This is a genomic window from Paracoccus nototheniae, from assembly GCF_004335005.1.
In the GTDB taxonomy this organism is placed as follows: Bacteria; Pseudomonadota; Alphaproteobacteria; order Rhodobacterales; family Rhodobacteraceae; genus Paracoccus; species Paracoccus nototheniae.
This window is the reverse complement of record NZ_RQRT01000008.1, coordinates 65,941-78,940: the sequence shown is the minus strand read 5'-3', so window position 1 is coordinate 78,940 and position 13,000 is coordinate 65,941. Positions and strand designations below refer to the sequence as shown.

Annotated in this window: 16 protein-coding genes; 10 read left to right on the top strand and 6 right to left on the bottom strand. The window is 65.6% G+C overall.

Translation table 11 applies throughout. From position 1 onward, the window contains the following. The first annotated feature begins 137 nt into the window (after positions 1 to 137). The 10 genes from EG885_RS05930 (at position 138) to EG885_RS05885 (ending at position 8,974) form a co-directional block, all read left to right on the top strand. Positions 138 to 692, top strand: a complete 555-nt coding sequence (locus tag EG885_RS05930; protein ID WP_242679523.1) for a sigma-70 family RNA polymerase sigma factor — start codon at positions 138 to 140, stop codon at positions 690 to 692. Continuing rightward, positions 689 to 1,402, top strand: a complete 714-nt coding sequence (locus EG885_RS05925) for an anti-sigma factor (protein ID WP_131573556.1) — start codon at positions 689 to 691, stop codon at positions 1,400 to 1,402. The genes EG885_RS05930 and EG885_RS05925 overlap by 4 nt, the downstream gene beginning before the upstream one ends. A 100-nt stretch (positions 1,403 to 1,502) precedes the next feature. Next, a complete protein-coding gene (locus EG885_RS05920; RefSeq protein ID WP_131573555.1) occupies positions 1,503 to 2,069 on the top strand; it encodes a fasciclin domain-containing protein in 567 nt (188 codons plus the stop codon). 198 nt (positions 2,070 to 2,267) lie between these two features. After that, positions 2,268 to 3,269, top strand: a complete 1,002-nt coding sequence (locus EG885_RS05915; RefSeq protein WP_131573554.1) for a DUF808 domain-containing protein — start codon at positions 2,268 to 2,270, stop codon at positions 3,267 to 3,269. A gap of 104 nt (positions 3,270 to 3,373) precedes the next feature. Then, positions 3,374 to 4,687 (top strand): sn-glycerol-3-phosphate ABC transporter substrate-binding protein UgpB, encoded by a 1,314-nt coding sequence (ugpB, locus tag EG885_RS05910; protein WP_131573553.1) that lies wholly within the window; start codon positions 3,374 to 3,376, stop codon positions 4,685 to 4,687. A gap of 75 nt (positions 4,688 to 4,762) precedes the next feature. After that, on the top strand, positions 4,763 to 5,641 hold the full coding sequence (ugpA, locus tag EG885_RS05905) for a sn-glycerol-3-phosphate ABC transporter permease UgpA (RefSeq protein ID WP_131573552.1): 879 nt from the start codon (positions 4,763 to 4,765) through the stop codon (positions 5,639 to 5,641). After that, complete coding sequence (gene ugpE, locus EG885_RS05900) at positions 5,641 to 6,489, top strand: sn-glycerol-3-phosphate ABC transporter permease UgpE (RefSeq protein ID WP_131573551.1); 849 nt, start codon at positions 5,641 to 5,643, stop codon at positions 6,487 to 6,489. The genes ugpA and ugpE overlap by 1 nt, the downstream gene beginning before the upstream one ends. Before the next feature lies 1 nt (position 6,490). Next, positions 6,491 to 7,498: a sn-glycerol-3-phosphate import ATP-binding protein UgpC gene (locus tag EG885_RS05895; protein WP_131573550.1), complete on the top strand. Its 1,008-nt coding sequence runs from the start codon at positions 6,491 to 6,493 to the stop codon at positions 7,496 to 7,498. Positions 7,499 to 7,585: 87 nt separating this feature from the next. Continuing rightward, positions 7,586 to 8,662, top strand: a complete 1,077-nt coding sequence (locus tag EG885_RS05890; RefSeq protein ID WP_207392211.1) for a M4 family metallopeptidase — start codon at positions 7,586 to 7,588, stop codon at positions 8,660 to 8,662. 30 nt (positions 8,663 to 8,692) lie between these two features. Further along, positions 8,693 to 8,974 carry a protealysin inhibitor emfourin gene (locus EG885_RS05885; protein WP_131573549.1) on the top strand — a complete coding sequence of 94 codons (282 nt, stop codon included), beginning with the start codon at positions 8,693 to 8,695 and terminating at the stop codon, positions 8,972 to 8,974. Here EG885_RS05885 and EG885_RS05880 read toward each other — a convergent pair. From EG885_RS05880 to EG885_RS05855, 6 genes are all read right to left on the bottom strand, one after another. Continuing rightward, on the bottom strand, positions 8,971 to 9,933 hold the full coding sequence (locus EG885_RS05880; RefSeq protein WP_131573548.1) for a magnesium transporter CorA family protein: 963 nt from the start codon (positions 9,931 to 9,933) through the stop codon (positions 8,971 to 8,973). The genes EG885_RS05885 and EG885_RS05880 overlap by 4 nt on opposite strands. Positions 9,934 to 10,070: 137 nt before the next feature. Continuing rightward, a complete protein-coding gene (locus EG885_RS05875) occupies positions 10,071 to 10,268 on the bottom strand; it encodes a CsbD family protein (RefSeq protein ID WP_131573547.1) in 198 nt (65 codons plus the stop codon). A gap of 61 nt (positions 10,269 to 10,329) precedes the next feature. Then, on the bottom strand, positions 10,330 to 11,277 hold the full coding sequence (locus EG885_RS05870) for a 2-hydroxyacid dehydrogenase (RefSeq protein WP_131573546.1): 948 nt from the start codon (positions 11,275 to 11,277) through the stop codon (positions 10,330 to 10,332). Then, positions 11,274 to 11,606, bottom strand: a complete 333-nt coding sequence (locus tag EG885_RS05865) for a tRNA-binding protein (RefSeq protein ID WP_131573545.1) — start codon at positions 11,604 to 11,606, stop codon at positions 11,274 to 11,276. Before EG885_RS05865 ends, EG885_RS05870 begins: the two co-directional genes overlap by 4 nt. A 1-nt stretch (position 11,607) precedes the next feature. After that, the gene (proC, locus tag EG885_RS05860) at positions 11,608 to 12,429 is read right to left on the bottom strand and encodes a pyrroline-5-carboxylate reductase (RefSeq protein ID WP_131573544.1); all 822 of its coding nucleotides are present in this window, start codon (positions 12,427 to 12,429) and stop codon (positions 11,608 to 11,610) included. A gap of 60 nt (positions 12,430 to 12,489) precedes the next feature. Beyond that, positions 12,490 to 12,993 carry a type III secretion system chaperone family protein gene (locus tag EG885_RS05855; RefSeq protein WP_131573543.1) on the bottom strand — a complete coding sequence of 168 codons (504 nt, stop codon included), beginning with the start codon at positions 12,991 to 12,993 and terminating at the stop codon, positions 12,490 to 12,492. Positions 12,994 to 13,000: the final 7 nt, after the last annotated feature.

Here is a 13,000-nt window from a genome sequence, read left to right as displayed (position 1 = left end):
ACCCGGACAAAGCCGCCGCCGTGTACGGAGGCCGCGTTGACGGGCGGGGGCAGGCTTCATAAGGTGGCGCCAAAGCACGACGGCCCCGCGGCATCATGCCACGACGCCGCGACCGCCTCATTCAAGGACATGCCTCTTTGACAGACGCCCGCCGATCCCAGTTGGAAACGCTGATCTCGCGCATCGCCCTAGGGGATCGCGCGGCCTTTGACGCGCTGTATGACGCGACCTCGGCCAAGCTGCATGCCGTCTGCCTGTCGGTCCTGAAAGACCGCCCCGAGGCAGAAGAGACCCTGCAAGAGGTGTATATCCGGGTCTGGCAGGGGGCGGCGCGCTATGCCTCGAACGGGCTGTCGCCGATGACCTGGCTGATCACCATCGCCCGCAACCGCGCCATCGACCGGCTGCGCGCGCGCAGTTCGCGCCCGGCCACCGCGCCCGAGGATGCGGCGGCGCAGATCCCGTCGGGCGATCCCAGCCCGGAATCGGCGACGATCATGGCGCAGGAACGCCGGATGCTGCATGAATGCCTGTCCCAGCTGGCCGATGCGCAGGCAGGCGCCGTGCGCGCCGTCTATCTGGAAGGCTTTAGCTATGCCGATCTGGCCGCGCGCGAGGGGATGCCGATCAACACCCTGCGCAGCTGGCTGCGCCGCAGCCTGTTGCGCCTGAAGGAATGTGTCAGCCAATGACCCCCGACACGCCCCTGACCCCCTCCGAGAACACCGAGGCGCTGGCCGCCGAACTGGCGCTTGGCCTGCTGGAGGGCCCCGAGGCCGAGGCCGCGACCGCGCGCCTGTCCGAGGATGCCGATTTCGCCCGCGCCGTGCGGGGCTGGCAGGAACGGCTGGCCGAGCTGGCGATGACGCTGACGCCGGTCATGGCCCCGGCCCGCGCCCGGCACGCGATCCGCGAACGCTTGGGCCATGCCCGCCCGCCGCTGGCCAATGATCCGACCGCCCGTCCGTCCTGGTGGCGCGGTCCGATCGGCGCGCTGCTGGGCCTTGTGGCGGTTGCGGCGACCGTGGCGGTGCTGTGGTTGCCCGGCCTGCAGGATGCGGGCACGCCCTCCGCCGCACCCCAATATCACGCGCAGCTGGGCAGTGCGGATCAGGCCCTGCAGGCCGCCGCGACGATTTCGGGCCGTCAGATGCAGATCGCGCTGGAACAGGGCCCCGCCGCCCAGGGCCGGGACTGGGAGATCTGGTGGATCGGACCGGATGGCGCCGCCGTTTCGATGGGCGTGCTGCCGCGCGAGGGCGACATGCAGATGACCCTGCCCGACGGGATGGAGCCGTCGCCGCAGGTCAGAATCGCGCTGTCGGACGAACCTGCGGGCGGATCGCCCACGGGTCAGGCCACCGGGCCTGTGGTGGCGATCGCGGAACTCACCTTGTTGTGACCATGGCTTGACCGGGGGGCGGGGCAACTAAACCGCCCGTCGCGCGTGGTTGAGGGTATCAGGCGCCACGCGGCGCCGGACCCAAACCGGAGGAAAGTCCATGAACACCCGCTTTACCAAAGTCGGCGCTTCGATTCTTGCCGCCACCGTCGCCCTGTCCGTGCCCGCCATGGCGCAAAACACGATGGTTGGCGGGGCCGAGATGCTGCCCACCAACAACATCGTCGAAAACGCCGTGAACTCTGCCGACCACACCACGCTGGTCGCCGCCGTGCAGGCTGCCGGACTGGCCGAGACGCTGTCGGGCCCCGGTCCCTTCACGGTCTTCGCCCCCACCAATGCCGCTTTTGAAAAGCTGCCCGACGGCACCGTCGAGGGCCTGCTGGAGCCGGAAAGCCTTGAGGCGCTGCAGACCATCCTGACCTGCCATGTCGTCCCGACCGAGGCGTTCTCGCCCGCCGTGGGCGCCATGATCATGGCCGGTGGCGGCACCGCCGAACTGGAAACCGTCGGCGGCTGCACGCTGACCGCCTCGATCGATCCGACCAGCAATGCGCTGATGATCACCGACGAGAACGGCAATGCCGCCACCGTCCTGATCCCCGATGTCGATCAGTCGAACGGCGTGATCCACGTCATCGACACGGTTCTGCTGCCCGCGTCGTAAGACGCCCGCAACGGAGGGCTGCCGGCGCCCCCGCCGGCAGTTCCGAACCATCCGTCAGGCCCGCGCAGCATATGCCTTGCGCGGGCCTTTGCATGTGAACCCGTTTTCGCCGTGAACCCGCTTGCGCCGGGCGCGTTGCTGGGTGCTGATATGCTGCGACGCCTCGTCGCAGGCGGACATTCCAAAGGGATACGGGACATGAGCGGGCTGATCGCACTTCTGGACGACATCGCGGCAATTTCCAAGGTGGCGGCGGCCTCGATCGACGATGTCGCGGGACAGGCGGTCAAAGCCGGGGCCAAGGCGGCGGGCGCGGTGATCGACGATGCGGCGGTGACGCCGAAATATGTCAGCGGCTTCGACGCCAGCCGCGAATTGCCGATCGTGTGGAAGATCGCGCGCGGGTCGATCTTCAACAAGATGGTCATCCTGCTGCCGATCGCGCTGCTGCTGTCGGCCTTTGCCCCTTGGGCGATCCCGCCCCTGCTGATGCTGGGCGGTGCCTATCTGTGCTATGAGGGCGCGCACAAGGTCGCGCATCTGTTCCACAAGACCGATACCCATGACAGCCAAAAGCATATCCACCCCGACGGCGATGGCGCCGCGCTGGAGGAAAGCCGCGTCGCGGGCGCGATCAAGACCGATTTCATCCTGTCGGCCGAAATCATGACCATCGCGCTGTCCACCATCCCGGCCGAGGACAGCCTGCTGATGAAGGCGGTGATTCTGGCGCTGGTCGCAGTGGCGATCACCGTCGCGGTTTACGGTTTCGTCGCGCTGATCGTGAAGGCCGACGATGTTGGCGTGCATCTGGCGACGCGGGAAAACGGCGCCGTTGCGGGCCTTGGTCGCGGCATCGTCAAGGTCATGCCGGGGCTGATGACCGCGCTGACCGTGGTGGGAACCGCGGCGATGATCTGGGTCGGAGGACAGATCATCGTTCATGGCCTGCACCAGATGGGCTGGCATGCGCCCTATGACCTGATCCACGGATGGGCCGAGGCCGCCGCTGCCGCCGTCCCTGCGGCCCCCGGCGTGGTCGCATGGGTCGTGACCGCGTTCTGCGACGGCGTGATCGGGCTGATCCTGGGTCTGGCGCTGATTCCGGTGGCCACAAAGGTGGTCTCGCCGCTCATCGAAACCGGCAAGGGTGCAATCGCGCAGATGCGGAAAAAACCGAACGCCAACGAAAATCGTTGACCAGACATCTCAGTCGTCACATGACTGTCACATGAGCGTTGCGATGTTGTCGTGAACCGCCGTTAGGCGGGGACATCACCGCAACTCCTAGGGGAGGACTGACCATGATCCGATATAGCACCGCATCCGCGGTGGCGCTGCTGGCGTCGCTTGGGGCCGCGCAGGCCCAGACCAATGTTGAATGGTGGCACGCCATGGGTGGCGAACTGGGCGCCAAACTGGAAGAGATCGCCCAGGGCTTCAACGACAGCCAGGACGAATACACCGTCACGCCCGCCTACAAAGGCACATACCCGGAAACGATGACCGCCGCGATCGCCGCATTCCGCGCGAACCAGCAGCCCGCCATCGTTCAGGTGTTCGAGGTTGGCACCGGCACGATGATGGCCGCCGATGGCGCCATCGTTCCGGTCCATGAACTGATGGCCGACCATGGCGACGCGTTCGATCCGTCCGCCTTCCTGCCCTCGGTCGTCGGTTATTACACCGATCCGGAAGGCAATCTGCTGTCGATGCCCTTCAACAGCTCGACCCCGATCCTGTATTACAACAAGACGGTCTTCGAGGCTGCTGGCCTTGATCCCGAACAGCCGCCCGAAACTTGGGAACAGCTGGAGGAATTCAGCAACCAGATCATCGAATCCGAAGCCGCGACCTGCGGCTTTACCACCCAATGGATCAGCTGGGCGCAGACCGAGAACGTCTCGGCCTGGCACAACCAGCCCATCGGCACGCTGGAAAACGGCTTCGGCGGTCTGGATGCGCGTCTGTCGCTGAACGGCCCCGTTCAGGTCAAGCATTGGGACAACCTCAAGCGCTGGTCCGACGAGGGCATCTTCAAATATGGCGGCCCGGTCGGCGGCGACAATGCCGCCCCGATGTTCTACGGGCAGGAATGTGCGATCATCATGGGCAGCTCGGCCAGCCGCGCCGGGATCATCGCCAATACCGAGGCCTTTGATCTGGGCTATGGCATGCTGCCCTATTACGCAGATGTCGAAGGCGCGCCGCAGAACTCGATCATCGGGGGCGCCTCGCTGTGGGTGCTGTCGGGCAAGACAGACGAAGAATACGCGGCCACCGCCGCCTTCTTCCAATACCTGACCCAGCCCGAGGTGCAGGCAGATTGGGCGTCCTTTACCGGCTATCTGCCGATCACGCAGGCCGCCTATGACGAACTGGAGGGTTTTTATTCCGAGAACCCCGGCGCCGATACCGGCATCCGCCAAATCACGCTGAACGAGCCGACCGAAAACTCCAAGGGTCTGCGCTTTGGCAGCTATGTCCAGATCCGCGGCGTCATCGACGAGGAGTTCGAGCAGCTTCTGTCGGGGTCCAAGGATGCGCAGGGCGCGCTGGATGCGGTGGTCGCGCGTGGCGATGACCTGCTGGAACAGTTCCAGGCCCAGAACCAGTAACCCTGGCATCATGACGGCCGGGGCCGCGCATCAGGCGCGGCCCCGGTCTTTCCCGTTCCCCCCCGCAGGTCCCCGATGAAGCGCACCATTTTCAGCAATCAGCTGCTGCCCTGGCTTTTGCTGGCACCCCAGCTGATCATCACGTTCATCTTCTTCCTCTGGCCCGCCGCTCAGGCCGTCCGGCAAAGTTTCCTGCGCGAGGATGCCTTCGGCACCCGCACATCATTCGTGGGGTTGGAGAACTTTGTCCGTCTCTGGAACAGTCCCGAATACCTGAACAGCCTTCAGGTGACGGCGGTCTTTGCGATTTCGGTAACCGTGCTGTCGATGGGCCTGTCGCTGCTGCTGGCGATCGCGGTAGACCGCATGATCCGGTCGACCCGCGTCTATACGACGCTGCTGGTCTGGCCCTATGCGGTGGCGCCTGCGGTCGCGGGCATTCTGTGGTGGTTCATCTTCAACCCGACCATCGGCATCATGCCCTATCTGCTGGGGGGGCTGGGCTATGACTGGAACCACATCCAGGACAAGGGCGATGCGATGACGCTGGTGGTGATCGCCAGCGCCTGGAAACAGATCAGTTATAATTTCCTGTTCTTTCTGGCGGGCCTGCAGGCCATCCCGGCGTCCCTGCGCGAGGCTGCAGCCATCGACGGCGCCGGTCCGGTGCGGCGGTTCTTCGACATCACGTTCCCGCTGCTGTCGCCCACGACCTTCTTCCTGCTGGTCGTGAACATCGTCTATGCCATGTTCGACACGTTCGGCGTCATCGACGCCACGACAGAAGGCGGCCCCGCACAGGCTACCAACATCATGGTCTACAAGGTCTATTTCGACGGCTTCGTGGGCCAGAACCTTGGCAGCTCGGCCGCGCAATCGGTGGTGCTGATGGTGCTGGTGCTGATCCTGACAGTGATCCAGTTCCGGTTCGTGGAAAAGAAGGTGGCCTACTGATGATCGAGAACCGCCCCATCCTGAACGCCCTTGCCCATCTGACGCTGATCCTGGGCGTCTGCGTCGTGGCCCTGCCGGTGTGGGTGGCCTTCGTGGCCTCCACCCACGGGCCGACGGCCTTCATGTCGGGCACGATCCCGATGTGGCCGGGCGACCAGATGATCGCCAATTACAGCCGCATGCTCAGCGGTGGCGTGTCCACCAGCGGCACGCCGCCGGTCGGCGTGATGATGTTCAACAGCATGATCATGGCCCTGTCGATCGCCATCGGAAAGATCGTGATCTCGGTCCTGTCGGCCTTTGCGGTGGTCTATTTCCGCTTTCCCTTCAGGGGGTTGGCCTTCTGGTGCATCTTCATCACCCTGATGCTGCCGGTCGAGGTGCGCATCGTTCCCACCTTTCAGGTCGTCGCCGATCTGGGGATGCTGAACAGCTATGCCGGTCTGTCGATCCCGCTGATCGCATCGGCCACCGCCACGTTCCTGTTCCGTCAGGTCTTCCTGACCATCCCGGACGAGCTGACCGAGGCCGCGCGCATCGACGGTGCCGGTCCGATGAAGTTCTTTCGCGACATCCTGCTGCCCTTGTCGCGCACCAATATCGCCGCGCTGTTCGTGATTCTGTTCATCTATGGCTGGAACCAGTACCTCTGGCCGCTGCTGATCACGACCAGCTCGGATTATTATACAATCGTTGCGGGGATCAAACGCATGGCGGATGCCGTGGACGGTCTGCCGCAATGGCATCTGGTCATGGCGACCGCGATGCTGGCGATGATCCCCCCCGTGATCGTGGTGATCGCCATGCAGCGCCTGTTCGTCAAAGGCCTTGTCGAGACGGAGAAATAAGATGGCATCCATCACCCTGAACAACCTTGGCAAGGTCTATGCCGGAGGCGCCCGCGCCGTGGGCGGCGTCAATATCGACATCGCGGATGGTGAATTTCTGGTCCTTGTCGGCCCCTCGGGCTGCGGGAAATCCACGCTGCTGCGCATGGTCGCGGGCCTGGAAAGCATCAGCGAGGGCGAGGTCCGCATCGGCGACCGCGTTGTCAACGATGTCGAACCCGCCGACCGCGACATCGCGATGGTGTTCCAGAACTATGCGCTTTACCCGCATATGTCGGTGCGCCAGAATCTGGCCTATGGGTTGAAGAACCGCGGCACCCCCAAGGACGAGATCGAGCGCCGGGTGGGCATCGCATCCGACATCCTGCAGATCGGCCCGTTTCTGGACCGCAAGCCCCGCGCCCTGTCGGGCGGTCAGCGCCAGCGGGTCGCCATGGGCCGCGCCATCGTGCGTGAACCGGCGGCGTTCCTGTTCGACGAGCCGCTGTCGAACCTCGACGCGAAGCTGCGCGTCGCCATGCGGCTGGAGATCAAGGAATTGCAGAAACGTCTGCGAACGACCTCGATCTATGTGACCCATGACCAGCTGGAGGCGATGACGCTGGCCGACCGGCTGGTGGTGCTGAATGGCGGACAGATCGAACAGATCGGCACCCCGCTGGAGGTGTATCGCCGCCCGGCCTCGGCCTTTGTGGCCAGTTTCATCGGCAGCCCGGCGATGAACCTGATCGACAGCTCTGCCGTGCCGCATCTGGCGGGCAGCGCCCATGCGGGCCAGATCGGCATCCGCCCCGAGGATCTGACCGTCACCCCCGACGGCCCGATCGAGATGCGGGTTCTGGCGGTCGAGGAACTGGGCGCGCAGCGTCTGGTCCATGGCAAGACCGGCGATCAGCGCATCACCATCACCATGGCCTCGGATGCCGAATTGTCGGACGATCTGCGTCTGTCCTATCGCCCCGGCGCGCTGCATCTGTTCCACAAGGACACTGGCAAGCGGCTGGACTAGGGCCCGAATAAAACGTGAACACCCGCCCCTTGCCGGGCGGGTGATCCGTGCTACTCTTGGGATCAGTCCTAAGCCGGGGGTCGCCTCATGTGCCTGTCGCTGTCCTGCTGTCATCACAATCCCATCGCCTGCATCGTGCCGCCCTATATGCTGCGGGTGCTGGCGCTGCGGGGCGATCCCGCCACCGCCGACATGGCCCGGACCCTGCTGCGCCATGATGAACAGCTGCGGGTGGACCGCGCCGCCCTGACCAGCCTGCCGCCCGCCGCTCAGGGGATCCTGCCCGAAGCCGATCCCGACCTGTGCTGTCCCGACCGCCGCATCCATGACGGCGATTTCCGTGCCGCCCTGCCCGGTCGTCTGGTCCGATCCGAAGGCGACGGGCCATCCAGCATCTCTGACGCCGACATGGCCTATGACAGCGCGGGTCAGGTGTTTTCGCTGTTTGCCGAGGAATATGGCCGCAATTCGCTGGACGGGCGGGGAATGCCGCTGATCGCCACCGTCCAGCATCGCCGCAATTACAACAACGCTTTCTGGGACGGCCAGCAGATGGCCTATGGCACCGGCGACGGAAAGATTTTCCGCACCTTTCTGGAACTGTCGGTCATCGCGCATGAGATGGCGCATGGCGTCATCCAGCATTCCGGCGGGCTGATCTATGAAAACCAGTCGGGGGCGCTGAACGAACATGTCGCCGACGTCTTTGGCGCACTGGCCCAGCAGCGCGTGCTGGGACAAGAGGTGCATCAAGCCGACTGGCTGGTCGGGCGCGGCATTCTGGGCCCCGGCATCAACGGCGTCGCGCTGCGCAGTATGAAGGCGCCGGGCACCGCCTATGCCGACGATCTGCTGGGCACCGATCCCCAGCCCTGGCACATGGATCAGTACAACACCACGACCGACGACAATGGCGGGGTGCATATCAATTCGGGCATTCCGAACCACGCCTTCTATCTGTTCTGCGCCTATCTTGGCGGGCAGGCATGGCAGGTGCCGGGCCGGATCTGGTACAAAACATTGCAGGACATCAACAATCCGATGGCCAGCTTTTCGGACTGGGCCGACCGGACCCTGCGCAGCGCCACTGACCTGACCGGCGCGGGCAGCCCGACCGTGGTGATGCTGCGCCGGGCATGGAAACTTGTGGGAATCGCCGTCTAGGCCTATCGTCACCGCGACGAGTGAGGGCCCATGATCATCGAGATCCGAACCCATGGCGGCTTTGGCGGCATCGCTGCCCCGGCCCCGCGCCGCATCGATACCGGGGCGCTGCCCGAACCCCTGCGCGGTAAAATCTGTGCCGCGTTCCGCCTCGGCAGTCTGACGCGGCTGGCCGATGTCCCCTGCCCCGCCTGCCCCGACCGGATGCGTTACGCCATCACCGTGACCGAGGATGCCAGCCCCCCCCACAGCGTCACCCTGTCCGAAGGTCAGTTGCCGCCCGATATGCTGGACCTGATCGACAGTCTTTAGAGCCAGTGCTTCCAGCGCAGGAACAGATAGGTGCCAAGCGTCGTGGCCCCCATCAGCACCAGCGCAAAGGCATAGCCCCAGGGCTGGCCCAGTTCGGGCATATTGGTAAAATTCATCCCATAGATGCTGGCGATCAGCGTCGGCGGCAGGAACAGCGCCGCGATGACCGACAGGATGCGGGCGGTGTTGTTCTGCTGCAGGTTGATCATGCCAAGCGTGGTGTCGACCGCCAGACTGACCCGACTGCCCAGAAAATCGGCATGTACCTCCAGCGCCTGCACGTCGCGCATCTGGGCGCGGATGACGGGGCGCAGGCGATCGGCCTCGGGGCGGTCGTCGATGGTGGCGGTGTAAAAGGCCAGAATGCGTTCGATCGTCAGCAGGGCCAGACGGACGCGGGCCATCGTCTCGGCCTCCCGGCCCACGCCCTGCAGCGCCGCCTGCAGCCGGTCGGAAGACGCAGCGGCGGCACGGCGTTCAAAGATGCCCGCCGTGGTGTCGTCCAGCGTCCGCCCGGCGCCTTCCAGAATATCGGCCTGTCGGGCGATGATCTCCTCGATCAGGCCGGAAAACAGCCGATCGGCGCCGGTACAGCCCAGGGTCGACCGCTCGGCCCGGGTCGGAAAGGTCAGGAAAGGGCGCGGCGAATGATGGCGCACCGTCACCAGCCGGTCGGGCGACAGGATGAAGGTGACCGGCATCGAGGATCTTTCCCCGCTGCCCTTTTCACCGGGCAGCACGGCGGTCATGTAATCCAGCCCGTTTTCGCGATAAAGCCGGTTCGACAGTTCGATCTCTTCCATTTCGGTCAGGGTGGGCAGGGGCACGCCCAGATCGCGCAGCCGGGCCATTTCATCATCTGTGGGCTGGATCAGGTCGATCCAGATCGCGCCCGCCAGATCGCGGTCGGGATCGTGGCGCACCAGACGGTTCCCCTCGACGGCATAGGCATAATGCATGGGCGTGCTCCGGCGATGGGCGTGGGGGCCTTGGTGCCCGAGGATCGGGCCGGGATCAAGCGGCCCGGACCTGCGGCGCCCATGACAAAGGGCGCCCAAACGGGCGCCCTCTCAGATTGGTCGATCCGGATCAGGGATCACTTGTCGTGGAAATAGTCGTCGATTTCCTTGTCGGCCTGATCCTTGGTATAGCCGTATTTTTCCTGCAGCTTGCCGGACATCTTGTCCTTGTTGCCGTCGATCTGGTCCAGATCGTCGTCGGTCAGCTCGCCCCATTTGACTTTGGCCGAGCCTTTGAGCTGCTTCCATTTACCCTGAATGATATCCCAGTTCATGTCGCTCTCCTCAGTGACGATGATGTCTGGGTATCAAACGCCGGGACCGGGGCGCGGTTCCTCAGCTCACCAAATCGCGAGGGGGGGTGCCTTGGGCAAAGGCCTGCAGGTTGGCCAGCGCGCGCAGGGCCATCCGGGTGCGCGTCTCATCCGTCGCTGTGCCCAGATGCGGCAACAGCGTGGCATTGGGTGCGGCGATCAGGGCGGCGGGCACATGCGGTTCGCGGGCATAGACGTCAAGGCCCGCGCCCGCGATGGTGCCATCGCTCAGCGCGGCGATCAGGGCGTCTTCGTCCACGACATCGCCGCGCGCGATATTGATCAGACAGCCCTGTGGCCCCAGGGCGCGCAGCTCGTCCGCGCCGATCAGGGCGCGCGTGCCGGCGCCCCCCGGCACCGCGATCACCGCCACGTCGCAGGCGGCCAGCAGGGCGCGCAGATCGTCGATCTGGCGCGCGGGCACCCCCGCATCGGCCACGACCGAGCGGTTGAAGAACACCACATCCATGCCAAAGCCATGATGGCAGCGCCGCGCGATCGCCTTGCCGATCCGGCCCATGCCGATGATCCCAAGCGTCCGGCCCGACATCTCGTGCCCCAACAGTTGCGTGGGGTTCCAGCCGGTCCATTGTCCCGCGCGCAGGATGCGTTCGCCCTCGGAGGCGCGCCGCAGGACCATCAGCATCAGCGTCACCGCGATATCGGCGGTCGCATCGGTCACCACATCGGGGGTGTTGGTGACGGTGACGCCTGCCGCGCGGGCCGCCGCGATGTCGATATGGTTGAAGCCTGCGCCGAAATTGGCCAGCAGGCGACAGCGCGGATCGCCCTGAAACGCCGCCGCCGTAAAGGCATCGCCAAGCGTCGGGATGATCGCGTCATGATCGCGCATCGCCTGTGCGGCCTGACCTTCGGTCAGGGGCGTGTTGTCGCGGAAGGTCGCGTCGCAGGCCGCGCGGATGGCATCCGCGGCGCGGGCGGTCATCGGGCGGGTGATCAGAACCTTCAAAACAGTCTTCCTGCGTTGGGGACGGACAGATCGGGGCGGATCAGCACGACCTCGCCGTCCGGGTCGGGCACACCCAGCACCAGCACTTCGGAGCGGACCGGGCCGATCTGGCGCGGCGGAAAGTTCACCACGCACAGCACCTGCGTGCCGACCAGCGTCGCCGGATCGTAATGCCGGGTGATCTGCGCCGAGGATTTGCGTTCCCCCAGATCGCCCAGATCGACCCACAGCCTGATGGCGGGCTTGCGCGCCTCGGGGAAGGGTTCGGCGCGGGTGATGGTGCCCACGCGGATATCGACCTTGAGGAAATCGTCATAGGTGATGGTCATGTCAGGCCCGCCCCAGTTCACGACCCAGTTCTTTGGCCCGTTCGGTCGCTGCGGCGACGGTGCGCGCCATCAGCGGCGGCAGGCCGGTATCCGCATCCATCAGCACCGCCAGCCCCGCCGCCGTCGTCCCGTTCGGAGAGGTCACATTCTGGCGCAGCACGGCCGGGTCTTCGTCCGCATCCACGGCCAGCGCGCCCGCCCCCGCCACGGTGACCCGTGCCAGTTCCAGCGCCAGCGCGGCGGGCAGGCCCTGCGCCTCGCCCGCTGCGGCCATCGCCTCGATCAGGTGAAAGACATAGGCCGGGCCGCTGCCCGACAGGCCGGTGACGGCGTCCATCTGATCCTCGCGGTCCAGCCGCACCACCCGGCCCACAGCGCGCATCAGCGCCTCGGTCAGGTCCAGATGGGCGGGGGTGGCGGCGCCATTGCCGATCATCGCGCTGATCCCCTGCCCGATGGCGGCGGGCGTGTTGGGCATCACCCGCACGATCGGGGCGCCGGGAAAGGCCGCCTCGAACGTGGCAATCGTCGTGCCTGCCGCGACCGAGATGACCAGCGTGTCCGACAGATCCGGCATGGCCGCCAGCGCATCGCCCATCATCTGCGGCTTGACCGCCAGAACCAGCACGGCCGGGCGTTCGGGCAGCGCGGCATTGACCCGCAGCCCCCGGTCCTGCCATTCGGGCGCCAGCCGGGGGTCCAGCACGGTGACGGCACCGGGTTCCAGACCGCGCGCCAGCCAGCCGGTCAGCATCGCCCCGCCCATGCGGCCACAGCCGACCAGCACCAGCCCGCGCCGGTTGATCTGGTTGAAATCGCTCATGTTCGTTTCCCTTTCGTCGCGGGCCTGCCGCCCCAATCAGACCCGTCCTCAGACCCTTTCTCAGGCCCGTCCGTAGGCGGCGCCAAGCGCGATGTCCAGCGCGGCGGCGGGGGTGGTGTTGCCCCATCCCGCCAGCTGGAAAGAGGGATAGAACCGCTCGCAGGCCGTCAGCGCATTGCCGATCATCTGGTCCACCTGTTCGGGCAGGGCGATCGCATCGCCCGCAAGGACCAGACCGTAACGCCAGACCATCAGCCGCTGCGGCGCCCAGAAGGTGAATCCGCCGTCCCAGACCTGATCATTGGCCAGATTGATGGTTTCATAGATCGCGGGCAGCCGCCCTTCCGGCGGGTCCATGTCGAAGGTGCAGATCAGGCGCAGCACCTCGTCGCCCGGCGACCATGCCAGCGTCAGGGAATAGCTGCGCCACTGACCCTCGACCGCCATGGCGATCTGATCTTCGGCCAGACGGTCGAAATCCCATGCGTGATGGGTGGCCACGGCCTCGACGATGTCGATCGGGTGGATCTCGTCGCTGGCGATGAAATGGTCGGTCTGTGCCATAGCCTGC